Source organism: Aeromicrobium endophyticum (genome assembly GCF_003586285.1).
GTDB classification, from domain to species: Bacteria; Actinomycetota; Actinomycetes; order Propionibacteriales; family Nocardioidaceae; genus Aeromicrobium; species Aeromicrobium endophyticum.
In genome coordinates, this window is the sequence record NZ_QUBR01000002.1 from 117873 (window position 1) to 142328 (window position 24456).

27 protein-coding genes are annotated in these 24456 nt (G+C 70.0%); 25 read left to right on the top strand and 2 right to left on the bottom strand.

Annotation, left to right across the window (positions count from 1 at the left end):
- Positions 1-22: 22 nt before the first annotated feature.
- Positions 23-1558: a signal recognition particle protein gene (gene ffh, locus DX116_RS11135; protein WP_119704348.1), complete on the top strand. Its 1536-nt coding sequence runs from the start codon at positions 23-25 to the stop codon at positions 1556-1558.
- On the opposite strand, the gene DX116_RS11140 is transcribed toward ffh, so the two are convergent.
- Entirely contained in the window at positions 1551-2525 is a 975-nt protein-coding gene (locus DX116_RS11140) for a hypothetical protein (protein WP_119704349.1), read from the bottom strand. The two genes, ffh and DX116_RS11140, sit on opposite strands and share 8 nt — an antisense overlap.
- A 114-nt stretch (positions 2526-2639) precedes the next feature.
- Here DX116_RS11140 and DX116_RS11145 point away from each other — a divergent pair, with 114 nt between their 5' ends.
- The 21 genes from DX116_RS11145 (at position 2640) to DX116_RS11245 (ending at position 20541) form a co-directional block, all read left to right on the top strand.
- A complete protein-coding gene (locus DX116_RS11145; RefSeq protein ID WP_119704350.1) occupies positions 2640-3152 on the top strand; it encodes a gluconokinase in 513 nt (170 codons plus the stop codon).
- Positions 3149-4534 carry a GntT/GntP/DsdX family permease gene (locus DX116_RS11150; RefSeq protein WP_119704351.1) on the top strand — a complete coding sequence of 462 codons (1386 nt, stop codon included), beginning with the start codon at positions 3149-3151 and terminating at the stop codon, positions 4532-4534. The genes DX116_RS11145 and DX116_RS11150 overlap by 4 nt, the downstream gene beginning before the upstream one ends.
- Before the next feature lie 74 nt (positions 4535-4608).
- Complete coding sequence (locus tag DX116_RS11155) at positions 4609-6345, top strand: ABC transporter ATP-binding protein (RefSeq protein ID WP_119704352.1); 1737 nt, start codon at positions 4609-4611, stop codon at positions 6343-6345.
- Positions 6342-8255 (top strand): ABC transporter ATP-binding protein, encoded by a 1914-nt coding sequence (locus DX116_RS11160; RefSeq protein ID WP_199716055.1) that lies wholly within the window; start codon positions 6342-6344, stop codon positions 8253-8255. Before DX116_RS11155 ends, DX116_RS11160 begins: the two co-directional genes overlap by 4 nt.
- Before the next feature lie 114 nt (positions 8256-8369).
- The gene (locus tag DX116_RS11165) at positions 8370-8888 is read left to right on the top strand and encodes a hypothetical protein (protein WP_119704354.1); all 519 of its coding nucleotides are present in this window, start codon (positions 8370-8372) and stop codon (positions 8886-8888) included.
- 288 nt (positions 8889-9176) lie between these two features.
- Entirely contained in the window at positions 9177-9707 is a 531-nt protein-coding gene (rpsP, locus tag DX116_RS11170) for a 30S ribosomal protein S16 (RefSeq protein WP_119704355.1), read from the top strand.
- A 2-nt stretch (positions 9708-9709) separates the two neighbouring features.
- Positions 9710-9961, top strand: coding sequence for an RNA-binding protein (locus DX116_RS11175; protein ID WP_119704356.1), 252 nt, complete (start codon positions 9710-9712; stop codon positions 9959-9961).
- A gap of 10 nt (positions 9962-9971) precedes the next feature.
- Positions 9972-10511: a ribosome maturation factor RimM gene (gene rimM / locus DX116_RS11180; protein ID WP_119704357.1), complete on the top strand. Its 540-nt coding sequence runs from the start codon at positions 9972-9974 to the stop codon at positions 10509-10511.
- Position 10512: 1 nt separating this feature from the next.
- A complete protein-coding gene (trmD, locus tag DX116_RS11185) occupies positions 10513-11193 on the top strand; it encodes a tRNA (guanosine(37)-N1)-methyltransferase TrmD (RefSeq protein ID WP_119704358.1) in 681 nt (226 codons plus the stop codon).
- Between the two features lie 192 nt (positions 11194-11385).
- Positions 11386-12672: an ammonium transporter gene (locus tag DX116_RS11190; RefSeq protein WP_119704359.1), complete on the top strand. Its 1287-nt coding sequence runs from the start codon at positions 11386-11388 to the stop codon at positions 12670-12672.
- A 249-nt stretch (positions 12673-12921) separates the two neighbouring features.
- Positions 12922-13272 carry a 50S ribosomal protein L19 gene (gene rplS, locus DX116_RS11195; protein WP_119704360.1) on the top strand — a complete coding sequence of 117 codons (351 nt, stop codon included), beginning with the start codon at positions 12922-12924 and terminating at the stop codon, positions 13270-13272.
- Positions 13273-13286: 14 nt separating this feature from the next.
- Entirely contained in the window at positions 13287-13769 is a 483-nt protein-coding gene (locus DX116_RS11200) for a GNAT family N-acetyltransferase (RefSeq protein ID WP_119704361.1), read from the top strand.
- Positions 13770-13810: 41 nt separating this feature from the next.
- Entirely contained in the window at positions 13811-14470 is a 660-nt protein-coding gene (gene lepB, locus DX116_RS11205; protein WP_233556708.1) for a signal peptidase I, read from the top strand.
- A gap of 68 nt (positions 14471-14538) precedes the next feature.
- Entirely contained in the window at positions 14539-15198 is a 660-nt protein-coding gene (gene lepB, locus DX116_RS11210) for a signal peptidase I (RefSeq protein WP_233556710.1), read from the top strand.
- Positions 15199-15211: 13 nt separating this feature from the next.
- The gene (locus tag DX116_RS11215; protein ID WP_119704362.1) at positions 15212-15859 is read left to right on the top strand and encodes a ribonuclease HII; all 648 of its coding nucleotides are present in this window, start codon (positions 15212-15214) and stop codon (positions 15857-15859) included.
- Positions 15856-16167: a DUF2469 domain-containing protein gene (locus DX116_RS11220; RefSeq protein ID WP_119704363.1), complete on the top strand. Its 312-nt coding sequence runs from the start codon at positions 15856-15858 to the stop codon at positions 16165-16167. The genes DX116_RS11215 and DX116_RS11220 overlap by 4 nt, the downstream gene beginning before the upstream one ends.
- 25 nt (positions 16168-16192) lie before the next feature.
- Positions 16193-16378, top strand: coding sequence for a hypothetical protein (locus DX116_RS11225; RefSeq protein ID WP_119704364.1), 186 nt, complete (start codon positions 16193-16195; stop codon positions 16376-16378).
- Positions 16379-16483: 105 nt separating this feature from the next.
- Positions 16484-16846: a YraN family protein gene (locus DX116_RS11230; protein WP_119704365.1), complete on the top strand. Its 363-nt coding sequence runs from the start codon at positions 16484-16486 to the stop codon at positions 16844-16846.
- The gene (locus tag DX116_RS11235; RefSeq protein WP_199716056.1) at positions 16846-18426 is read left to right on the top strand and encodes a YifB family Mg chelatase-like AAA ATPase; all 1581 of its coding nucleotides are present in this window, start codon (positions 16846-16848) and stop codon (positions 18424-18426) included. The genes DX116_RS11230 and DX116_RS11235 overlap by 1 nt, the downstream gene beginning before the upstream one ends.
- A complete protein-coding gene (gene dprA, locus DX116_RS11240; RefSeq protein ID WP_199716057.1) occupies positions 18423-19559 on the top strand; it encodes a DNA-processing protein DprA in 1137 nt (378 codons plus the stop codon). Before DX116_RS11235 ends, dprA begins: the two co-directional genes overlap by 4 nt.
- Positions 19560-19605: 46 nt before the next feature.
- Positions 19606-20541, top strand: coding sequence for a tyrosine recombinase XerC (locus DX116_RS11245; RefSeq protein ID WP_119704368.1), 936 nt, complete (start codon positions 19606-19608; stop codon positions 20539-20541).
- 9 nt (positions 20542-20550) lie between these two features.
- On the opposite strand, the gene DX116_RS20340 is transcribed toward DX116_RS11245, so the two are convergent.
- Positions 20551-21450 carry a peptidoglycan DD-metalloendopeptidase family protein gene (locus DX116_RS20340; RefSeq protein ID WP_119704369.1) on the bottom strand — a complete coding sequence of 300 codons (900 nt, stop codon included), beginning with the start codon at positions 21448-21450 and terminating at the stop codon, positions 20551-20553.
- A 313-nt stretch (positions 21451-21763) separates the two neighbouring features.
- Between DX116_RS20340 and rpsB the strand changes: the two genes are divergently transcribed.
- From rpsB to pyrH, 3 genes are read left to right on the top strand one after another with little or no spacing between them, the layout of a single operon-like run.
- Positions 21764-22717 (top strand): 30S ribosomal protein S2, encoded by a 954-nt coding sequence (gene rpsB / locus DX116_RS11255; RefSeq protein WP_119704370.1) that lies wholly within the window; start codon positions 21764-21766, stop codon positions 22715-22717.
- 36 nt (positions 22718-22753) lie between these two features.
- On the top strand, positions 22754-23572 hold the full coding sequence (tsf, locus tag DX116_RS11260; protein WP_119704371.1) for a translation elongation factor Ts: 819 nt from the start codon (positions 22754-22756) through the stop codon (positions 23570-23572).
- 45 nt (positions 23573-23617) lie between these two features.
- Entirely contained in the window at positions 23618-24394 is a 777-nt protein-coding gene (gene pyrH, locus DX116_RS11265) for a UMP kinase (RefSeq protein WP_119704372.1), read from the top strand.
- The last annotated feature ends 62 nt before the right edge of the window (positions 24395-24456 follow it).

A 24456-nucleotide genomic window follows, 5' to 3' on the forward strand; every position in this document is an offset into this window, starting at 1 on the left:
CACCTGAGGACGTCGCAGCCCCATGTTCGACACCCTGCAAGACCGCCTGCAGTCAGCGTTCAAGAACCTGCGCGGCAAGGGTCGACTCTCCGAGGCCGACATCGATGCCGTCGCGCGCGAGATCCGGGTCGCCCTGCTCGACGCCGACGTCGCCGTGTCGGTCGTCCGCGACTTCATCGCGCGGATCAAGGAGCGGGCCCTCGGCGCCGAGGTCAGCCAGTCGCTCAACCCCGCCCAGCAGGTCATCAAGATCGTCAACGACGAGCTGATCCAGATCCTGGGCGGCGAGACCCGCCGCATCCGCTACGCCAAGAACGGCCCGACCGTCATCATGCTGGCCGGCCTCCAAGGTGCCGGCAAGACGACGCTCGCGGGCAAGCTCGGCCTCTGGCTCAAGGAGCAGGGCAAGTCGCCCATGCTCGTTGCGGCCGACCTCCAGCGTCCCAACGCCGTCACGCAGCTGCAGGTCGTGGGCGAGCAGGCCGGTGTCACGGTCTACGCGCCCCAGCCGGGCAACGGCGTCGGCGACCCCGTCCAGGTCGCGACCGCCGGTCTCGCCGAGGCGCGCCGCACCCTGCACGACGTCGTGGTGGTCGACACCGCCGGTCGCCTCGGCATCGACGCCGAGCTGATGCAGCAGGCCGCCGACATCCGTGCCGCTGTCGATCCCGACGAGGTCCTGTTCGTCATCGACGCGATGATCGGCCAGGACGCCGTCGTCACCGCCGAGGCCTTCCTCGAGGGCGTCGACTTCACGGGCGTCGTGCTCACCAAGCTCGACGGTGACGCCCGCGGTGGCGCCGCGCTGTCGGTGCGGTCGATCACCGGACGCCCGATCATGTTCGCGTCGACCGGCGAGAAGCTGACCGACTTCGACGCGTTCCACCCCGATCGCATGGCCGGCCGCATCCTCGACATGGGCGACATGCTCACCCTGATCGAGCAGGCCGAGAAGGCGTTCGACGCCGAGCAGGCCGCGAAGGACGCCGAGAAGCTCATGGGTGGCTCGTTCACCCTCGACGACTTCCTCAAGCAGATGGAGGCCATCTCCAAGATGGGCTCGATGTCCAAGATCATGGGCCTGATCCCCGGCATGGGGCAGTACAAGGAGCAGATCGAGAACTTCGACGACCGCGAAGTCGACAAGATCAAGGCCATCATCTTGTCGATGACGCCCGCCGAGCGCGACAACCCCAAGATCATCGACGGCTCGCGGCGCGCCCGCATCAGCAAGGGGTCGGGCACCCAGGTCAAGGACGTCAACGGGCTGGTCGACCGGTTCTTCGACGCCCGCAAGATGATGCAGCAGATGGCCAAGGGCGGCGGCATGCCGGGCATGCCCGGCATGCCGGGTCTTCCCGGAGCCGGCAAGCGTGCCGGGGCCAAGCAGAAGCCCCAGCAGAAGAAGAAGGGCAAGCGCGTGTCGGGCAACCCCGCCAAGCGCGCCGCGGCGGCTTCCGGCACGGCTCCGAAGGACGAGGGCGCCAACGCCTTCGGCTTCCCGGCCCAGGGCGATCAGCCGTTCGAGCTGCCCAAGGAGCTCAAGGACCTCATGTAGGCGGCCGCCTCGCCAGGTGGCGGAGCCGCAGCCACGTCGCGGCGACCCCGGTCAGGCAGATGGCGGCCGACGCCGCGTCCTGGGCCAGCTCGCGCCCGGCACTGATCGTGTCGTCGTACGGGTCGACCAGGAACGGCATGACCATGCCGACCATCACCGTTCCCATCACGAGGGCCGTGACGTGGTCGTCGGTCCACCGCGGGCTCGTCGACCACCGTCCCACCACGCAGACGACTCCTGCCGCCACGACGACACCGACCGCGAACGCGGCGGCTGTCTCGCCCGGCAGGTACAGCAGGTAGGCGACGAAGCCGATGACCAGGACGACCGCGGGCCTCGGCACCCGGACGTCCGTGACGTCGCGGCGGCGCCACAGCAGCGCGGCCGTCACGAGCAGAGCGGCCAGGGCGACCGCCGTCAGCGTCTGGGCCGGTGCTGCCTGGAAGCCGTGCCCCTCGTCCTCCTTGACGCCGAGGTGGTTCACGACGCTGGCGAGCACGTAGACCACGGCGACCACCCACGGTCCGCGCCGTCCGAGCCACGGCCTGCGCCGCGCCGGCTCCCGCGTCCACGCCTCGGCGAGGGCGATCGGCGTGGCCATGCTCGCGACGACGTGGCCGCTGACGAACGCAAGCATCCAGTAGAGGCTGACGTCGACGCCCCCGACGTGCACCGGGTGCTGGAAGTCGTAGCGTCCGTAGGCCGGGTTGAACAGCGACTGGTCGACGACCCCGGCCTGCAGGACGCCGAAGCCCGCGGCCAGCAGCAGCATCGACGGCCATCCGCGACCGGTGCGGCGGACGACCTCGCGGATCAGCAGCGCCGCGCTGCCGTACAGCGGGGCGAGGAACAGCAGCACCAGCGGCAGCTGGGTGACCGGGATGCCGCCCCACGCCATCTCGGCGAACCACGGCGCGGCCAGGAAGACCCCCGCTGCGGGGACGAGCGAGCGGCGTGACGGCGTCATGCGTCCACGGTAGGAACGGCGAGCGCCGGCGCCATCGTCCGTCGGTCGGCGATCGGTGGCCGAAAGTCGTACCCGTGGGTCGCGCCCTCGATCGTCCAGACATAGTGTCAGGGCATGGACGCATCCCCCCTGGTCGTGGTCATGGGCATCTCCGGTGTCGGCAAGTCGGCCGTGGGCCACGAGCTCGCCGAGCGCTTCGGTGTCGAGTACGTCGACGGTGACGACTTCCACTCCGAGGCCAACATCGCCAAGATGTCGGCCGGCACGCCTCTGACGGACGACGACCGGTGGCCGTGGCTGGAGGACATCGGCCGGTGGCTGGCCCAGCACGGCGCCGACGGGGGAGTGATCAGCTGCTCGGCCCTGCGCCGCGTCTACCGCGACGTCCTCACCGATGCCGCCCCGCGCACGCTCTTCCTGCACCTGACCGGCGACCACGACCTCATCCGCTCCCGCATGGAGGGTCGCGACCACTTCATGCCGCTGTCGCTGCTCGAGTCGCAGGAGAAGACGCTCGAGCCGCTGCAGGACGACGAGCGCGGCTGGGCCTTCGACATCACTCCGTCGCCGGCCGAGATCGTCGACGCCTTCGTCGCGAGGGCCGGGCTGGAAGGAGCAACCTCATGATGCTCGCAACGCTGGCGACCGCCGACGCCCCGGAGCCCATCAAGGCCGTCGCCGGCACGGGTCAGCTCATCACCGCGGCCCTCGTGGGCATCGCGGTGCTGGTCGTGGCCATCACGTTCTTCAAGCTGCACCCCTTCCTGGCCCTGATCCTCGGATCGCTCACGGTGGGCGCGATCGCGGGCCGCGGGATGCTCGCCGTCGTCGACAGCTTCAGCAACGGCGTCGGTGACACCGTCTCGGGCGTCGGCGTGCTGATCGCGCTGGGTGCGATGTTCGGCAAGCTGCTGGCCGACTCCGGCGGCGCCGACCAGATCGTCGACACCATCGTCGGACGATCGAGCGCACGCATGCTGCCGTGGTCGATGGCCGCGATCGGCGCACTGATCGGCCTGCCCATGTTCTTCGAGATCGGTCTCGTCCTGCTGATGCCGGTGATCTTCCTGGTGGCCAAGCGTGCCGAGCGGTCGGTCATCTCGCTCGGGATCCCGGCCCTCGCCGGGCTGTCGGCGATGCACGGCTTCGTGCCGCCGCACCCCGGACCGCTCGCGGCGATCGGGGCCGTCGACGCGGACCTCGGCCTGACGCTCGGCCTCGGCATCCTCGTGGCGATCCCGACGATCGTGGTGGCCGGTCCGTTGTTCGCCCGATTCGCCGACAAGTGGGTCCCGGTGCCTGCCGGCGATCTGTACGACGCCTCCACCGAGAAGCGTGAACGCCGCCCCAGCTTCGCCATGACGCTCGCGACCGTCCTCCTGCCGGTCGTGCTCATGATGGGCAAGGCCTTCAGCGACATCGCGCTCGACGAGGGCACGACCGCGCGCAACGTGCTGGACTTCATCGGCGAGCCGTTCGTCGCCCTGCTGATCGCGGTCGTCGTCGCGATCTTCACGTTCGGGCTGGCGACCGGGATGTCCAAGGACGACGTGTCCGACGTCCTCAGCAGCTCGCTGCCGCCCATCGCAGGCATCATCCTGATCGTGGGCGCAGGCGGCGGGTTCAAGCAGACGCTCGTCGACACCGGCATCGCCGAGGTCGTGGCCGACTTCGTGCGCGACAGCGGTATCTCGGTCCTGCTGATCGCCTGGCTCGTCGCCGTCGTCATCCGCGTCGCCACCGGGTCCGCCACGGTGGCGACGGTCACCGCCGCCGGCATCATGGCCCCCATCGCGACAGACCTGCCCAACGGCGAGCTGTCGCTGCTGGTGCTGGCCGTCGGCGCCGGCTCCGTCTTCTTCTCCCACGTCAACGATGCGGGCTTCTGGCTGGTCAAGGAGTACTTCGGCCTGTCGGTCGGCCAGACGATCAAGAGCTGGTCGATCATGGAGACGGTCCTGTCGGTCACGGGCCTGGTCGTGGTGCTGGGCCTGAACGTCGTCGTCTGACCGATCACTACGCCGAGAGCGAACCATGACATTCGTCGTGCAGGTCGGTCGGTGCTCGGGGATAGCCTGACACCATGCTGATCCCGCTCCTGCGGACGTACCTCGCCCCGTACAAGCGGCCCATCGCGATCGTCCTGTTCTTCCAGCTCGTCCAGACCCTGGCGAACCTCTACCTCCCGGGCCTCAACGCCGACATCATCGACCGGGGCGTCGTCCTGGGCGACACCGGCTTCATCGTCCGCACGGGCCTGGAGATGCTGGGCATCACGGTGCTCCAGGTCGTCTGCACGATCGTCGCGGTCTACTACGGCGCCCGCACCGCGATGGCCCTCGGCCGCGACCTGCGCGCCGGGGTCTTCGGCACGGTCGAGACGTTCGCGGCCCGCGAGATGACCGAGCTCGGCGCGCCGACGCTCATCACCCGGTCCACCAACGACGTCCAGCAGGTCCAGCTCATCGTGTTCATGGCGCTCACGCTGCTGGTGACGGCGCCGATCATGTGCTTCGGCGGCATCGCGATGGCCCTGCGCCAGGACGTCGAGCTGTCGGCGCTGCTGCTGCTGGTCATCCCGGCGCTGGTCGTCAGCATCGCGCTGGTCATCCGGCAGATGCGGCCGTTGTTCCGCCTCATGCAGGTCAAGATCGACACCATCAACGGCGTCATGCGTGAGCAGATCATGGGCATCCGCGTCATCCGCGCCTTCGTCAAGGAGGACTACGAGGCCGAGCGCTTCGGCGACGCGAACCGCGACAACATGGAGGTCGCGATCGCCGTCGGGCGGCTCATGGCGATGATGTTCCCGATCGTCATGCTGATCATGAACGTCTCGGTCGTGCTGGCCACATGGTTCGGCGGCTACCGCATCGGCAGCGGCGACCTCGAGGTCGGCACGCTGACGGCGTTCCAGAACTACCTCGTGCAGATCCTGATGTCGGTCATGATGGCCACCTTCATGCTGATGCTGTGGCCGCGCGCCGAGGTGTCGGCCGAGCGCATCACCGAGGTGCTCCGCACCGAGCCGAGCGTGCAGGCACCCGCCGACGCGCCCCACGTCACGCTGTCGCAGGGGCGCATCGACGTCCGCGGTGCGTCGTTCGCGTTCCCCGGCGCCGAGCACGACGTGCTGCACGAGGTCGACCTCGTCGCGCGTCCGGGCGAGACCACCGCGATCATCGGCTCGACCGGCAGCGGCAAGTCGACGCTGCTCGGCCTGGTCCCGCGGCTGTTCGACGTGACGGCGGGCTCGGTCGAGATCGACGGCCACGACGTGCGTTCGCTGCACCCAGAAGACGTCTGGGCCGCGATCGGGCTGGTGCCGCAGCGCCCGTTCCTGTTCTCGGGCACCATCGGCTCCAACCTGCGCTACGGCCGCCCCGACGCCACCGACGACGAGGTGTGGCAGGCGCTCGAGATCGCCCAGGCCCGGGACTTCGTCGAGCGGATGCCCGAGCGGCTCGACGCGCCGATCGCGCAAGGCGGGTCCAACGTGTCGGGCGGTCAGCGCCAGCGGCTCGCGATCGCGCGCGCGATCATCAAGCGTCCGCCGATCTACCTGTTCGACGACTCGTTCTCGGCGCTCGACTACGGCACCGACGCCGCGCTGCGAGCGGCACTGCGTCCCGTGACGGCCGAGTCGGCCGTCGTGATCGTCGCGCAGCGTGTCTCGACCATCCGGTCGGCCGACCGCATCGTGGTGCTCGACGAGGGGCGCGTCGTCGGCACCGGCACGCATGCCGAGCTGATGGACGGTTGCGAGGTCTACCGCGAGATCGTCCTGTCCCAGCTGACCCTCGAGGAGGCGAGCGCATGAGCGGGAGGGGACCGGCGCTGGCCGGGATGGGGATGGGCCCCCAGCGCGCCCGCGACTTCAAGGGCACGCTGCGGCGGCTGTCCGAGCGTCTGCTGCGCGAGCGCATGCTGGTCTGGGGCCTCGTGCTGTTCGGCGTGCTGGCCACGTCGTTGTCGGTCGTCGGGCCCAAGGTGCTGGGTCACGCCACCGACATCGTCTTCACGGGCTACCTGTCCGACCAGTTCCCCGACGGCGCCACCAAGGCCGAGGTCGTCGCCAAGCTGCGGGCGGAGGGCAACGACCAGCTGGCCTCGCTGGTCGGCTCGGTCGACCTGCAGCCCGGGTCGGGCATCGACTTCACGAGCCTGTCGTGGGTGCTCGGGGGAGTGCTCGTGCTCTACGTGCTCGCCTCGTTGCTGCAGTGGTTCCAGGGCCGCATCACGACCGTCGTCGTCCAGCACACCGTGGCCGACCTCCGCAACGACGTCGAGGCTAAGCTCAACCGCATGCCGCTGTCGTACTTCGACCGCACCGAGCGCGGCGAGGTGCTGTCGCGCACGACCAACGACATCGACAACATCGCCCAGTCGTTCCAGCAGACCATGAGCCAGCTCCTCACGTCCGTGCTGATGGTCGTGGGGACACTGGCCATGATGATCGTGATCTCGCCGCTGCTGGCGCTCGTCGCCGTCGTGACGATCCCGCTGGCCTTCGTCATCACGAAGGCCGTCACCAAGCGGTCGCAGCCCCAGTTCGTCCAGCAGTGGACCAGCACCGGGCGTCTCAACGGGCACATCGAGGAGGTCTTCACGGGCCACGACGTCGTCAAGGTGTTCGGCCGCCAGAAGGAGGCACGCGAGGAGTTCGACCAGCGCAACGACGCCGTGTTCGCCGCCTCGTTCAAGGCGCAGTTCATCTCCGGGGTCGTGCAGCCGGTCATGATGTTCGTCGCCAACATCAACTACGTGCTGGTCGCGGTCATCGGCGGGCTGCGGGTCGCGTCGGGCTCGCTCAGCATCGGCGACGTGCAGGCCTTCATCCAGTACTCGCGCCAGTTCACGCAGCCGCTGACGCAGGTCGCCGCGATGATCCAGGTGCTGCAGTCGGGCGTCGCCTCGGCCGAGCGGGTCTTCGCCCTGCTCGACGAGGACGAGGAGCGTGCCGGCGAGGTCGATGCGCCCTTCCCCGACCCGGTGCGCGGGCGCGTCGTCTTCGAGGACGTCTCGTTCTCGTACCAGCCCGACGAGCCGCTGATCGAGCACCTCGACCTGGTCGCCGAGCCGGGCCAGACCGTGGCCATCGTCGGCCCGACGGGTGCGGGCAAGACCACCTTGACCAACCTGGTGCTGCGCTTCTACGAGCTCGACGCCGGACGCATCACGCTCGACGGCGTCGACATCGGCCGGATGGACCGTGGCCCGCTGCGCCGGAACTTCGGCGTGGTGCTGCAGGACACCTGGCTGTTCAACGGCACGATCCGCGAGAACATCGCCTACGGTGCCGACAACGCCACCGAGGAGCAGGTGCTCGCGGCGTCCGAGGCAGCCTTCGTCGACCACTTCGTGCGCACGCTGCCCGACGGCTACGACACCGTCATCGACGACGAGGGCACCAACGTCAGCGCGGGTCAGCGCCAGCTGCTGACGATCGCACGGGCCTTCCTGGCCGATCCGTCGGTCCTGGTGCTCGACGAGGCGACCAGCTCGGTCGACACCCGCACCGAGTCGCTGGTGCAGGGAGCGATGGAGCAGCTGCGTGCGGGCCGGACGTCCTTCGTCATCGCGCACCGGCTGTCGACCATCCGCGACGCCGACCACATCGTGGTGATGGAGGACGGCCACATCGTCGAGCAGGGCACGCACGACTCGCTGCGCGCGGCCGGGAGAGCGTACGAACGTCTCTACTCGGCCCAGTTCACCGCCTCCGCGTGACCCTGCCCGTGATGCGACCTCCGCGCGAGCCGTGACGGAGACGGGTGGTCTCGATCGCGGAGGTGTCCTCTCACGTACGGGGGCATACAGACACCTTCACGAGGAGGCCCTCGCATGGGATTCATGGACAAGATCGTCTCGAAGCTGACGCCGACCCCGCCGGACTACGCCGCCGAGATGAACCAGGTGCTGCCGGCCGGAGACGCGTACCTGGCGCACTGCCTCGTCGTCCCGAGCGCCTTCGAGCGTGGCGGCTCGGGCGGCAGCGGTGCCAACCGACTGCTCGGCAAGGCCGTGGATGCGGCGTCGACCGCTGTCTCCGGGGCTCGCCACGTCGGGGGAGGCGAGGGGTCGATCGCGCACGGCCTCAGTCGTGCCGCCGACCTGAGGGTCTTCGTCATCGGCACGTCATCGGTTTCATGGTGGGACTTCGGCTACAACGGCTCGCAGCTGCCGCCTGAGCACGGGCACATCATCGCTCGCTCCGACGTGGTGTCCTTCGTCGACACCGGGCAGACGGCGCAGGGTGGGGTGCCGGTCGCACGCATCACGTTCGCCGACGACTCGTTCTTCGACTACCGGCTCATGGACAAGCCCGACACCGACTTCTGGAACGTGGCCGCACAGCTCTGAGCTGCCAGCGTCCTCGGTTGCCCCCCGCGACGAGCCGGCTGCTGGCAAGGGGCCTCGTGGCGGCGCGCCGGGGCGGCCCGTGCGCGCGCTTCGACAGCGCCCCCGGGATCCATGTCGTGGTCCGAATTGGAGCACAGGCGCCGGGTCTGGCAGAATGACCCCTTGCGTCCGGTTCGCGCGGAGACCCTCTCATCTTCGTGCCGTCCGGCTCACCGACCTCGCCGGTCGTGTCCCCACGCCAAACCGGCAGATCACCCACATACACACATCTGAGGAGACACCACACTCGTGGCAGTCAAGATTCGCCTGAAGCGCATGGGCAAGATCCGCACCCCGTTCTACCGCGTCGTCGTGGCCGACTCGCGCACCAAGCGCGATGGCCGTGTCATCGAGGAGATCGGCACGTACAACCCCAAGGCCGAGCCCTCGATCATCACGATCGACGGCGAGCGCGCGCAGTACTGGCTCGGAGTCGGCGCCCAGCCGACCGAGGCCGTCACCGCCCTGCTCAAGATCACCGGCGACATCGGTGGCAAGAACACCATGAAGTTCGCCGACGAGAAGCGCAGCAAGGAAGACATCTTCCAGGACGCCCTCAAGGAGCTCCACAGCGAGCCCAAGTCCGACGCCGTCACCAAGAAGGCAGCGGCCAAGAAGGCCGAGCCCAAGGCTGACGAGGCGAAGGCCGAGGAGCCCAAGGCTGAGCAGAAGGCTGACGAGGCCAAGGCCGACGAGGCCAAGGCCGACGAGCCCGCAGCCGAAGAGGCCAAGGCGCAGGGCGACCCCGTCGCCGACGCGGCTGACGAGGCCAAGGCCTGATCGTGGCCGCCCCCCTCATCGAGGTCATCGACCACCTCGTCTCCGGCATCGTCGATCATCCCGACGACGTCGCCGTCCGCTCCAAGCAGACGCGTGGAGGCGAGCTGTTCGAGGTCCGGGTCAACCCGGACGACCTCGGCAAGGTCATCGGCCGTCAGGGCCGGACGGCCACGGCCATCCGCAAGGTCGCGGGTGCGATCGCCGGCAGCGGCGGTGCACGCATCGACTTCGTGGACGTCGACCGTCGTAGCTGACGGCATCGACATGCAGGTCGTCATCGGCCGTATCGGCCGGGCCCACGGCATCCGCGGTGAGCTGAACGTCGACATCCGCACAGACGAGCCCGAGCGGCGTTTCGCCCCGGGCTCGTCTGTCGTGTGTGGCACTCGCACGCTGACCGTCGCGTCCGCCCGTCACCACGGCGGACGCCTGGTCGTGGCGTTCAAGGAAGTACCCGACCGCACCGCCGCCGAGAAGCTCCACGGCACGGTGCTGGAGGCGGTCGTCGACCCCGACGACACCCCCGACGACCCCGACGAGTTCTACGACCACCAGCTCGTCGGCCTCGAGGTCCGCAGCGACACCGATGCCGCGGTCGTCGGCACCGTCACCGGGTTGGTGCACCTGCCCTACCAGGACACGCTCACCGTCGAGGTCGACGGGCGCGAGGTGTTCATCCCGTTCGTGACCGAGCTCGTCCCCGTCGTCGACGTCGCAGGCGGCTTCGTGACCGTCAAGGACGTCGAGGGCCTGCTCGACCCGACGCGCGCCGAGAACGCCGCGTCCGACCTCGTCGGTGACTGAGATGCGCATCGACGTCGTCTCGATCTTCCCGGCCTACCTCGACGCCCTGCAGCTCTCGCTCGCGGGCAAGGCGCAGAGCTCCGGCCTGCTGCAGATCGCGACGCACGACCTGCGGGAGTTCACCCGCGACAAGCACCGCAGCGTCGACGACACCCCGTACGGCGGGGGAGCGGGCATGGTCATGAAGGCCGAGCCCTGGGGCCAGGCGCTCGACGCGCTGACGTCCGACGAGGCCGTCGTCGTGGTGCCGACCCCGTCGGGCACGCCCTTCACGCAGCGCGTCGCCGAGCGGCTCAGCACCGAGCAGCACCTCGTGTTCGCCTGCGGCCGCTACGAGGGCATCGACCAGAGGGTCATCGACGAGGCCGGCACCCGCTGGCGCGTCGAGGAGATCTCGCTCGGCGACTTCGTGCTCAACGGCGGCGAGGTCGCCGCGCTCGCGATCATCGAGGCGGTCGTGCGCCTGATCCCCGGCTTCATGGGCAACCCGGAGTCGCTGGTCGAGGAGTCGCACGGCACCGACGGCCTGCTGGAGTACCCGGTCTACACCAAGCCGGCGTCGTGGCGCGGACGCGACGTGCCCGAGGTGCTGCTCTCGGGCCATCACGCGGCGATCGCTGCCTGGCGCCGCGAGCAGGCACTCGAGCGCACCCGGCAGCGGCGGCCCGAGCTGCTCGACTGAGCCCGCCGGCGGTGCAGGTGCGCTCGTGGGGCGCCGTCGTGACGCCGAATTAACACGTGCGCGGTCCGCGTAACACCGTGGACATCGCGAGGCAAGGCTCGCAAAACCTCCCGACGACAGAGTGTGGCCTGCGTCGGGCGCAGCAGCGTCGCTGGAATCCGATGCCCTGCCCCCCACGAGAGGTATCGATTCATGACCGAAGCACCCATCCTCTGGCTGATGATCACCGCAGCCATGGTCCTGTTCATGACACCGGGTCTGGCCTTCTTCTACGGAGGCCTCGTCCGCGCCAAGAGCGTCGTCTCGATGATGATGCTCAGCTTCGGCGCGATGGGGCTGGTCGCCGTCCTGTGGATGCTGTTCGGCTTCAACCAGGCCTTCGTCGACGGCTCCAGCTCCGACTGGATCCCCGAGATCCTCGGCAACCCCTTCTCCGACTTCGGACTGAGCGATCTGGCGGCCGACGCGTTCGCCGGCGGCAAGGGTGGCGACGCCGCGGCCGTGGGCCTGTCGAGCGCCGCCTTCGGCTGCACGTTCGCGATCATCACGGTCGCGCTCATCTCCGGTGCGATCGCCGACCGCGCGCGCTTCTTCCCGTGGATGGTCTTCGCCGGCCTGTTCGCGACGCTGGTCTACTTCCCGGTCGCCTCGTGGGTCTTCGCCTTCGTGGTCAACGACGACGGCAGCGCGACCTTCACCGGCTGGATCGGCCAGCTCGGCTCGCACCTGGGGCTCGACGTCAGCACGATCGACTTCGCCGGCGGCACCGCCGTGCACATCAATGCCGGTGCGGCTGCCCTGGCCCTCGCCCTGGTGCTCGGCAAGCGCGTCGGCTTCAGCAAGGAGCTGCAGAAGCCCCACAACGTGCCGCTCGTGCTGATCGGTGCCGCGATCCTGTGGTTCGGCTGGTTCGGCTTCAACGGCGGCGCCGCCACGGCGCTCGGCCAGGGAACGCTGATCTTCGTCAACACGATCGTGTGCCCCGCTGCCGCGCTGCTCGGCTGGATCGTCGTCGAGCACGTCAAGAACGGCAAGGCCACCTCGATCGGTGCGGCGTCGGGCATCGTCGCCGGCCTGGTCGCGATCACCCCGGCGTGCGCCAACCTGTCGCCCATCTGGTCGATCGTCCTCGGCCTGTTCGTCGGCGCGGTCTGCGCGGTCGCGGTCGACCTGAAGTTCAAGCTCGGCTTCGACGACTCCCTCGACGTCGTCGGCATCCACCTCGTCGGCGGTGTCATCGGCACGCTGTACCTGGGCTTCTTCGCCACCGACACGGGCCTGTTCACCGGCGGCGGCAACCTCGACCAGTTCATCGTCCAGCTGATCCCCGCCGTGGCGGTCGGTCTGTACTCCTTCGTCGTCGCCTTCATCCTGGGCACGGCGATCGAGAAGACGATCGGCTTCCGCATCAAGGAGGACGAGGAGGCAGCCGGCATCGACTCGGTGCTGCACGGCGAGGAGGGCTACGCCCTCAGCTGAGCACCAGCCGACTCGTCAGTCCCACGATCCGATGCGCCCGCCGGCACGCCCGGCGGGCGCATCGCCGCGTCCGGCCGGCGCGAGGTCTGCGCAGCGAGGAGGCGATTGGCTCCGCAGGCGAGTGCTGTGGCAACATTGACCCTTGGCGCCGGACGGATCTGCCACAGGGGAGCCGTCGATCACCGCCATCCTTTCCCTTTGAACCAACCCATCCGTGGGTGACCTGTGGCACCAGCGAGGAGCAGAACCATGACCAACCTCATCGACCAGGTCGCCAGCGAGTCGCTGCGCACCGATCTGCCGTCCTTCCGCCCGGGCGACACGCTCGAGGTCCACGTGAAGGTCATCGAGGGCAGCCGCTCTCGTATCCAGGTCTTCAAGGGTGTCTGCATCAAGATCCAGGGCTCCGGCATCGGCCGCACGTTCACGGTCCGCAAGGTCAGCTTCGGCGTCGGCGTCGAGCGCACCTTCCCGCTGCACACCCCCGTCATCGACCACATCGACGTCGCGATCCGCGGCGACGTGCGTCGCGCCAAGCTGTACTACCTGCGCAACCTCCGCGGCAAGGCTGCCAAGATCAAGGAGAAGCGCGACATCTGAGTCGCGCCGCACGCATGACCCAGCGGTCACCGAAGCCCTCGCCGTCCGCGGCGGGGGCTTCTGGCGTCCCTGCGAGCTGGACGCTGCGCGCGGCCGTCCCGTCCGATGCGTCGTGGATGGCCGAGCTGCGTGCCGTCGCGATGCGGCCCGACCTCGAGCGGCTCGGACGCTACGACGACGACCGGGTCAGGCGACGCTTCCTCGATGCCTACCGGCCCGAGCACACCACCGTCATCGAGGTCGAGCACGTGGACGTCGGGTTGTTCGCGGTGCGTCCCGAGGCGGGCGAGCGCTGGTTCGAGCACCTCTACATCCGTCCGGACCACCAGGGACGAGGACTGGGCGGTCGCGTGCTCGAGCAGGTGCTGCGAGAGGACGACCCACGTCCGATGCGTCTCAACGTGCTGCAGGGCAGCGCGGCTCGTCGCCTGTACGAGCGCCACGGCTTCGTGGTCGAGCGCGAGGACGCCGTCGACGTCTGGATGGTCAGGACGTGACTCACGCATGCCCTGGTGGAGCGTCAGGCTAGGCTCTGCGCGTGCCGGTGACCAAACGCAAGCTCCCCGTCTGGCAGGAGACGATCCTCCTGGTGGTGGTCGCCATGGTGATGGCGGTGGTGGTCAAGAGCTTGTTCGTGCAGGCGTTCTACATCCCGTCCGGCTCGATGGAGCCGACGATGCTGGTCAACGACAAGATCCTCGTCCAGAAGGTCTCCTACTGGGGCGGGGACGTGAAGCGCGGCGACATCGTCGTGTTCGACGACCCGGGGGGATGGCTCGGCCCCGAGAACTCGTCGCGTCCGGGCAACGTCGTGCAGAGGTCGCTGGAGAAGATCGGCCTGTTCCCGAGCGGCGGCCACCTGATCAAGCGCGTCATCGGGGTCGGTGGCGACCATGTCGTGTGCTGCAAGGGCGGCCGGCTGACGGTCAACGGCACGGCGATCGACGAGCCGTACCTCAAGGACGACACGTCCACGGCAGAGACGCCGTTCGACGTCACGGTGCCCGCGGGGCGCCTGTGGGTCATGGGCGACAACCGCGGCAACTCCGAGGCCTCGCCCCAGCACATGGGCGATCCGGGCGGCGGCTTCATCCGTGACTCGACGGTCGTGGGCAAGGCCTGGCTGCGGCTGTGGCCCATCGGTCGGGCGGGATTCGTCGACGGCACATCGGCCTTCGACGACGTCCCGAAGCCCTGATCCACGCCTCGCACGAACACGTTCCATCCGTGCGGCGATCCGTCGAGGTCTCGGGCTAGGCTCGTCGGGTGACCGAGAAGAAGCGACAGCTCCCCGTCTGGCAGGAGTCGATCCTTCTGGTCCTCACCGCCATGGTCATGGCGATCGTGGTGAAGACGTTCTTCCTGCAGGCGTTCTACATCCCGTCGGAGTCGATGGAGCCGACGATGCTGGTCGACGACAAGATCCTCGTCCAGAAGGTCTCGTACTGGGGCGGCGACGTGAAGCGCGGCGACATCGTGGTGTTCGACGACCCGGGGGGATGGCTGCCGGCCGACGAGTCCAAGCACGCGGGCAACGTCGTGCAGGAGGCGCTCGAGAAGGTCGGGCTGTTCCCGACGGGCGGTCACCTCATCAAGCGCGTCATCGGCGTCGGCGGCGACACCGTGGTCTGCTGCACCGACGGCAAGCTGACGGTCAACGGCAAGGCTCTCGACGAGCCGTACCTGCTCGACGAGACGGCGACGAAGGACAACACCTTCGAGGTCAAGGTCCGCAAGGGCTACCTGTGGGTCATGGGCGACAACCGCGGCAACTCGTCCGACTCGCGCTTCCACCAGGCCGACCCCGGTGGTGGTCAGGTCTCCGAGAAGGCCGTGGTGGGCAAGGCGTGGGTGCGGGTCTGGCCGCTCGGCCGCGCCGGCTTCATCAAGAAGCCCTCGACGTTCGACGCCGTCAACGGCAAGTAGTGCGAGGCGCCACATGACCCGTCTGGCCAAGGGCTCGACGATCCGCCGCGACGCCGGCCTCTACGGCTACGAGCGCGCACTGGCCCGGCAGGGGCTGCATCCCGTCGCGGGCGTGGACGAGGCCGGGCGAGGCGCCTGCGCCGGTCCGCTGGTCGCGGCCGCCGTGGTGCTCGAGCGTCCGATCCCCGGGCTCGCCGACTCCAAGCTGCTCACCGAGAAGCGCCGCGAGGCGTGCTTCGACCTGATCATGCAGCGCGCGGCCGACGTCTCGGTCGTGATCGTCCCCGCCGCCGACTGCGACCGGCTCGGGCTGCACCAGGCCAACATCGCGGCCCTGCGGCGGGCGCTCTGGAAGCTGGAGATCCGTCCCGGCTACGTGCTGACCGACGGCTTCCCGGTCGACGGCCTGGGCGTCCCCGGGCTCGCGGTGTGGAAGGGCGACCGGGTCGCCGCGTCGATCGCGGCGGCCTCCGTCATCGCCAAGGTGACGCGCGACCGTCTGATGGTGCGCCTGCACGACGAGTTCCCGGCGTACGATTTCGCCACGCACAAGGGCTACAGCACGCCCGTCCACCAGGCGGCCCTGCGCGAGCACGGACCGTGCGACCAGCACCGCAAGACCTACGTGAACGTCAAGGCAGCAATGGAAGGCACAGCATGAGCTCGGAAGACCTGGAGCGCTACGAGTCGGAGATGGAGCTCGCGCTGTACCGCGAGTACCGCGACGTCGTGTCGATCTTCAAGTACGTCGTCGAGACCGACCGGCGGTTCTACCTGTGCAACGCCGTCGACGTGAAGGTCCGCTCCGAGACGGGCGACGCCTACTTCGAGGTGTCCATGAGCGATGCCTGGGTCTGGGACATCTACCGGCCGGCGCGCTTCGCCAAGAGCGTCAAGGTGCTGACGTTCAAGGACGTCAACGTCGAGGAGCTGCAGGACTCCGACTTCAAGGTGCCCTCGGGCGACTGAGCGGCAGCACGAGAGGGGTGGTCCGATGACCGTGGTCGTGGTCGGGCTGGGCATCGCCGCGGCGGCCCTCGTCGTGGGGCTGACCATGATCTGGCTGCTCGGCGCGACGTTGGGTCGTCGTGTCCGCGCCGGCCGCCTGTCCGGACGCTACACGTCGCGGCCGGGCAACTCGTCCGATCCCGGCTCGTCGTCGTCCGGGGGAGCGGTCTGACTCCTCGCCAGGCGTCTCTCCACAGGTGAGCATCAGCTCGCCGGTCGTCCACAGGCGGATGGGCGGGTGCTGGTGGTGGGTCGGTGGCGACGTGACGCTGGAGGCATGACCTACGAGCGAAGCAAGTCCGTCGGAGACTACGGCGAGCGGGTGGCTGCCGACCACCTCCGCAGCCTCGGCATGGTGGTCCTCGCGACCCAGTGGAGGTGCCGGTACGGCGAGATCGACATCGTCGCGCGTGACGGGTCGACCCTGGTCATCTGCGAGGTGAAGACACGCACGTCCAGCCAGCACGGTGGCCCGTTCGAGGCCGTCACGGGCCAGAAGGCCGCGCGTCTTCGCAGGCTCGCGAGCCACTGGCTCGAGGTGCACGACGTCTCGCCGCCGAGCGTGCGCATCGACGTCGTCTCGGTCGTGGTGCCGCCGAAGGGCGGACCGGTCGTCGAGCGCATCGCCGGGGTGGCGTGATGGCCGCCGCGACGCACTCGGTGGCCCTCGACGGGCTGTCGGGCCGGCCGATCGAGGTCGAGGTCGACATCGGCGGAGGCCTGCCCCAGACCGTGCTGGTCGGACTCGTCGACACCATGGTCAACGAGGCGCGCGACCGCTGTCGCTCGGCGGTCGCCAACTCCGGCACCACCTGGCCCGATCAGCGCGTCACGATCAACCTGGCGCCGTCGACGCTCCCGAAGAGCGGCTCGCACTACGACCTGGCCATCGCGCTGGCGGTGTTCGCGGCGAAGTCGCTGATCCCGGCCGAGAACCTGAAGGGTGCGGCCTTCCTGGGCGAGCTGGCGCTCGACGGCCGCCTGCGGGCCATCCGAGGCGTGCTGCCGGCCACGCTGGCCGCGGCCGAGGCGGGCTTCGACCGGGTGTTCGTCCCCGAGGTCAACGTGCCCGAGGCCGAGCTGGTCGACGGCGTCTCGGTGGTCGGGGTGCGGTCCCTGCGCCAGACGGTGGCGATCCTGACGGCGCAGGAAGAGCCGGACGACCCGCCGGTGCCACCCCTCGACGACACCCCCTCGATCTCGTGGACGTCGGGCGACCGCCTCGCGCACCTCGATCTCGCCGACATCTCCGGGCAGGAGGACTCCCGCATGGCACTGCTCGTCGCGGCCGCCGGCGGGCACCACGTCCTGATGACCGGGCCGCCGGGCATCGGCAAGACCATGCTGGCCCAGCGGCTGCCGGGCCTGCTGCCCGACCTGACCTACGAGCAGTCGCTGTCGGTCAGTGCCGTCCACTCCGTGGCCGGCGTGCTGCCGAGCGACTCGCCGCTCCTGGTCCGGCCACCGTTCCTCGACCCGCACCACACCGCCAGCGCGGTCTCGATCGTCGGCGGGGGCAGCAAGGTCATCCGGCCCGGGGCGCTCAGCCTGGCGCACCACGGGGTGCTGTTCCTCGACGAGGCACCGGAGTTCGCGTCCAACGTGCTCGAGGCGCTGCGGCAACCGCTCGAGAGCGGGCACGTCGTGGTGTCCCGGGCGGCCATGACAGCGGCGTTTCCCGCCCGGTTCCAGCTGGTGCTCGCGGCGAACCCGTGCCCGTGCGGGCTCAGCTCGTCGGCGGCCGACCAGTGCCGCTGCACGCCCCTGATGCGCAGGCGGTACGCCGATCGGTTGTCCGGGCCGATCCGCGACCGCATCGACGTCCACCGGTCGCTGACGGCGATCTCGCGGCCCGAGCTCGTCGCGGGGCTGCACGGCGCGCGGTCGACGTCCGAGCTGGCCGAGCACGTCTCCCTCGCCCGAGAGCGCCAGCACCGGCGCCTCTCCGGCACCCCGTGGCGGCTCAACAGCGAGGTGCCGGGCGTCGAGCTGCGCAAGCACTGGCCCGTCCTGGACGAGGGGAGGGCCCTGGTCGACCACCAGCTGCGCTCCAACAAGCTCAACGCCCGCTCGGCCGACCGCATCCTGCGCCTGGCCTGGACCGTCGCCGACCTCACCGGCCACGACGTCCCCGACGCGGACGACGTCGACGCCGCGCTCTCCCTGCGGCGTGGCACGGCGCTCGGCGGGGCCATGCGCGACCTGGTGCAGGCGTCGTGAGCCGGCGCGACCGGATGGCGCTGAGCCTGGTGGCCGAGCCCGGTGACCCGCGGCTGCCGGTACTGCTCGCCGCCCACGAGCCCGGTCGGGTCGTCGAGGCGATCCGCGGCGGCGCACCCCTGCCCGACGTGCGGCTGCCCGATGCGTGGCGCGAACGCGGACACGACCTCGACCGGCTCGTGGCGGGCGCCACCGACCGTGCCGCGGCGGGCCGCCTGCGATGGATCTGCCCGGGCGACCGGGGCTGGCCCGCCCGGCTCGACGACCTCGACCACGTCGAGCCCCTCCACGGCACCAGCGGTGCGCCGCTCGGGCTGTGGGTGCGCGGGCCGGGCCAGCTGGCGCAGCTGGTCGAGCACTCGGTCGCCGTCGTGGGTGCCCGCGACTGCACGACGTACGGGGCCGAGTGCGCATCCGACCTCGGTGCCGACCTCACCGACGCCGGCTGGACGGTCGTGAGCGGCGCGGCGTACGGCATCGACGGGTGCGCGCACCGCGGGGCACTGGCGATGGGACGGCCCACGGTCGCGGTGCTCGCGTGCGGGGCCGACGTCGACTACCCGCGGTCGCACTCGACCCTGCTCGACCGCATCGCCGAGGAGGGGCTGGTCGTCAGCGAGCAGGCGCCGGGCGAGGCGCCGCTCAAGAACCGGTTCTTGTCGCGCAACCGCATCATCGCCGCCCTCACGGTGGGCACCGTCGTGGTCGAGGCCGCCCTCCGCAGCGGCTCGCTCAACACCCTGCACTGGGCCGACCAGCTCGGTCGCGTGACGATGGCGCTGCCGGGGCCGGTCACGTCCAAGGCCTCGGGTGGTGCCCACGGCGCGGTGCGCGAGGGCAAGGCGGTGCTGGTCACGGATGCGTCCGACGTCGTCGAGGAGGTCGGCGGCCTGGGGGTGGGCGAGGTCGCAGGGCCGTCCGAGCAGACCGAGTTCGACCGTCTGCCCCCGGCGACGCGCGCCGCGCTCGACGGGCTCGACTGGCAGGTGCCGCGCACGCCCGACGAGGTCGCGGCCGCCGTGAGGTCGACCGTGCGCGACGTGCGCAGGGCGCTGGCGGTCCTCGAACGGCACGACCTCGCGGCCCGGCAGGGGCCGGGGTGGGTGCTGGTGCGACGCGCCGACACGGGCTGACGTCGGCGCCGCGGTCGCACGGCTCCGATGGGTCACACTGGCGTGGATGACTTCCGAGACGCCGGACGACCTGACCGAGGCCTGGTCTGCCGTGCTGGGCGCCTACGAGCACCACCTGACCGCCGAGCGGGATCTCTCGCAGCACTCCGTGCGCGCGTACCTGGCCGACATCGGGAGCCTCGGCTCGCACGCCGCCCGGGTCGGCGTGGCCGACCCGGCCGACCTGACGATCCGCGTGCTCCGCAGCTGGCTGGCCCACCTCAAGACGATGGGCAAGGCGCGCACCACGCTGGCACGCCGGTCGACGTCGGCCCGGGTCTTCACGACGTGGCTGGCACGCACGGGCCGGGCGTCGACCGATGCCGGAGCGTTGCTGGTCAGCCCCAAGGCGCACCGCGAGCTGCCCGTCGCGCTGAGCCAGACCGAGGTGCGCGCCCTGATCGACGCCACCACCGAGACGCTGGTCGACGACGGGGCGCGCGGCCTGCGCGACCTGGCCGTGCTCGAGCTGCTGTACGCGACGGGCATCCGCGTCGGCGAGCTCGTCGGCCTCGACGTCGACGACCTCGACCGCGAGCGGCGGGTCGTCCGCGTGTTCGGCAAGGGTCGCAAGGAGCGCTCGGTGCCCTTCGGCCTGCCGGCGTCGGACGCTCTCGAGCTGTACCTGGCCTCGGGGCGGCCTCAGATGATGGTCGCGAGCAGCGGTGCCGCGGTGTTCCTCGGCGCGCGGGGCGGTCGCATCGACCAACGGGCCGTCCGGCGCATCGTGCACGAACGCCTCGCGGCCGTCGACGGTGCACCCGACCTCGGGCCGCACGGTCTTCGTCACACCGCGGCGACCCACCTGCTGGAAGGCGGGGCCGACCTGCGCAGCGTGCAGGAGATCTTGGGGCACGCCTCGCTGGGCACGACGCAGATCTACACGCACGTGAGCAACGAGCGTCTGCGCAAGGCCTTCACGCAGGCCCACCCACGCGCCTGAGGCCCGGCGTCACAGCAGCTGCATCGGGTCGACGAGACCTCCGTCTCGCCTGACCATCAGGTGCAGGTGGCATCCCGTCGAGAGCCCGGTCGAGCCCGAGCGGCCGACGACGTCGCCGGCCGCGACCGTGGTGCCGACGCCGGCCGCGGTCGACGACAGGTGCGCGTACGACGTCTCGAGCCCACCGGGGTGCCGCACCGTCACGCGGGTGCCGTAGGCCCCGGCGTCGCCGGCCTCGACGACGGTGCCGCCGGCGGCCGCGTGCACGGGCGTGCCGCACGGGACGCCGAAGTCGGTGCCGTCGTGCAGCTTGCGCACGCCGGTGACGGGATGCACGCGCAGTCCGAACGGGGAGGTGACGGGGCCGCCGACCGGACGCTGGAGCGAGCCGTCCCCACCGGCGCCTGCCGGCGGCGAGGGCGGAGCGCCGTCGGGACTGATGAGCCGGAACCTGCCTCCGCCGAGCAGCTCGAGGGGATCGAGGTAGTCGTCACCGACCCGTCGTCCGAGGTGGAGACACGCTCCTTCGCAGTGGCTGTGCTCGCCCCGCAGCGTACCGATGACCTGCCGCGCCTCGACCGCGTCGCCGACCTCGACGGAGGCTGCGACCGGCTGGTACGTCGACCGCTCGCGACCGTGGTCGATCGTCACGACCTGCACACCGCCCACCTGCCCGGCGAACGTCACCCGGCCCGGGGCCACCGCGCGCACCGGGTCGCCGACGCTGCCGGCCAGGTCGACACCGCGGTGGCCCGCGCCGAAGCGGTCGGGCGGGGGAGTGAAGCGCTCGCCGACGGCGTGGCGGTCGAGGGGCCACGACCACGGATCGGAGGTAGCCGCCCCGACAGCGGCCTGCGGGGCGAGCAGGACGAAGATCGAGACGACGACGGCGACGAGAGCACGGTGCATGCGCCCATGCAACGCGTGCCGGCATGCTCACCGACAGGACCGGCGGACAGCCTGGGGACGACCGGTGCTCTCGGCGTTCGTTGTGGATTTCGTTCCGGACGTCCCCGTGCCCTAGACTGGCACCACTCACTTCCTCGGAGGTGAAATTCGCGCGCCTGTCCCCGTATGACGCGAAAGCCGAATGCGGAAGATGCCCTGGTCCGTCCAGTCCTGCTGGGCGGTTGGTCACGTCATGCGGCAGGCGCCAGGTCACCGTCAACCGGCGGTGAGTCAACCAGGAATCGGCACACGTGTGCCACAAGGAGATACGACCATGGCCGTCGTCACCATGCGCCAGCTGCTCGAGAGCGGCGTCCACTTCGGGCACCAGACCCGTCGCTGGAACCCCAAGATGAAGCGATTCATCTTCACCGAGCGCAACGGCATCTACATCATCGACCTGCAGCAGTCGCTGGCCTACATCGACGCCGGGTACGAGTTCGTCAAGAACACCGTCGCCCGCGGCGGCACGATCCTGTTCGTCGGCACCAAGCGCCAGGCGCAGGAGCCGATCGAGGAGCAGGCCAAGCGCGTCGGCATGCCCTACGTGAACCAGCGTTGGCTCGGCGGCATGCTCACCAACTTCCAGACGATGCACCAGCGGCTCCAGCGCATGAAGGAGCTCGAGGAGATCGACTTCGACGACGTCGCGGGCAGCAACCGCACGAAGAAGGAGCTCCTCGGCATGAGCCGCGAGTACGCGAAGCTCTCGCGCACCCTCGGCGGCATCCGCGACATGGGCCGCACGCCGTCGGCCGTGTGGATCGTCGACACCAAGAAGGAGCACCTCGCGGTCGACGAGGCCAAGAAGCTGAACATCCCGATCATCGCGATCCTCGACACCAACTGCGACCCCGACGACGTCGACTTCCCGATCCCGGGCAACGACGACGCGATCCGTTCGGTCGGCCTGCTCACGCGGGTCATCGCCGACGCCGTCGCCGAGGGCCTGATCGCCCGCGGTGGCGCCAAGACGGGTGAAGAGCAGCCCGGTGCCGAGCTCGGCGCCGAGGAGCCCCTGGCCGACTGGGAGCGCGAGCTGCTCGAGAAGAAGGACGCCGAGAACGCTGCCGCCGCCACCACGGCCGACGCCGTCCCGGCCGCCGACGACGCCGCTGCCGCCCCCGCGGTGACCCAGGAGGCGCCCGCTGCGGCCGACGAGGCCAAGGCCGACGACACGAAGGCCGCTGAGCCGGAGACGGCTGCTGCCGCTCCCGCTGCCGAGTGACCGCGGTCCACGACTAACGAGAAGCGAGAACACCACATGGCTATCACCGCCGCAGAGGTCAAGAAGCTCCGCGACGCCACCGGCGCCGGCATGATGGACGCCAAGAAGGCTCTCACCGAGGCCGACGGCGACTTCGACAAGGCGATCGAGGTGCTCCGCATCTCGGGCGCCGCGAAGGCCGCCAAGCGTGGCGCCGAGCGCGAGGCCACCTCGGGCCTCGTCGCCAACTACGGCAGCGCGATCGTCGAGCTCAACTCCGAGACCGACTTCGTCGCCAAGAACGAGCAGTTCGTCACCCTGGCCGAGAAGCTGGCCGAGAAGGCCGACGAGACCCGTCCCGCCGACGCCGAGGCCTTCGCCTCGACGCCGTTCGAGAACGGCAAGACCGTCGGAGAGGCCGTCGCCGACATGGCGGTCCTGATCGGCGAGAAGATCGAGCTGGGGCGTGTCGCCAGCTTCGACGGCGAGGTCGCGACCTACATGCACCGTCGTGCCAGCGACCTGCCGCCGGCCGTCGGCGTGCTCGTCGAGTTCGAGGGCGACTCGGGTCACGACGTGGCCCGCAGCGTCGCGATGCAGATCGCGGCCATGCGTCCCCGGTACCTCACGCGCGAGGACGTCCCCGCCGACATCGTCGCCAAGGAGCGCGAGATCGCCGAGGCCACGTCGCGCGAGGAGGGCAAGCCCGAGCAGGCGATCGCCAAGATCACCGAGGGCCGTCTCAACGGCTTCTTCAAGGAGACCGTCCTGCTCGAGCAGCCGTCCGTGCAGGACAACAAGAAGACGGTCAAGGCACTGCTCGATGAGGCAGGCGTGACGCTCAAGCGCTTCGCCCACATCGAGATCGGCGCCTGACCAGCACCGACCGTACTACCCGCTGATCGACGAGAGGCCGGAACCGTGACCACTGCAGAGCATGTCGACGTTCCGGCCTCTGGTCGTCCGCTGAGGCGCGTGCTGCTCAAGCTGTCGGGCGAGGTGTTCGGCGGCGGCAAGATCGGCATCGACCCCGATGTCGTCAACGGCATCGCCAAGCAGATCGCCGAGGCCGTCGCCGACGGCGTCGAGGTCGCGATCGTCGTCGGCGGAGGCAACTTCTTCCGTGGCGCCGAGCTGAGCCAGCGCGGCATGGAGCGGTCGCGTGCCGACTACATCGGCATGCTGGGCACCGTCATGAACAGCCTGGCGTTGCAAGACTTCTGCGAGAAGCAGGGCATCGACACGCGGGTGCAGTCGGCCATCACGATGGGCCAGGTGGCCGAGCCGTACATCCCGCGCAAGGCCATCCGGCACCTCGAGAAGGGCCGGGTCGTGATCTTCGGCGCCGGCGCGGGCATGCCGTACTTCTCGACCGACACGGTCTCGGCCCAGCGCGCGCTCGAGATCAAGGCCGACGCCGTGCTGATGTCCAAGTCGGGTGTCGACGGCGTGTACTCGGCCGACCCGCGCACCGATCCCGAGGCCCGCAAGTTCGACGAGCTGACCTTCGACGACGCGCTGCGCATGGGGCTCAAGGTCGTCGACGCCGCCGCCTTCGCCCTCTGCATGGAGAACGGCCTGCCGATGATCGTGTTCGGCATGGAGGGCGAGGGCAACATCGCGCGCGTGCTGCGCGGTGAGAAGATCGGAACACTCGTGCACGCGGCCGCGGCCGGGCACGCTCCACAGCTACCGTGATCCAGAACTACTGTGATGGGACAACATCGTGATTGACCAGACCCTGCGTGACGCCGACAGCA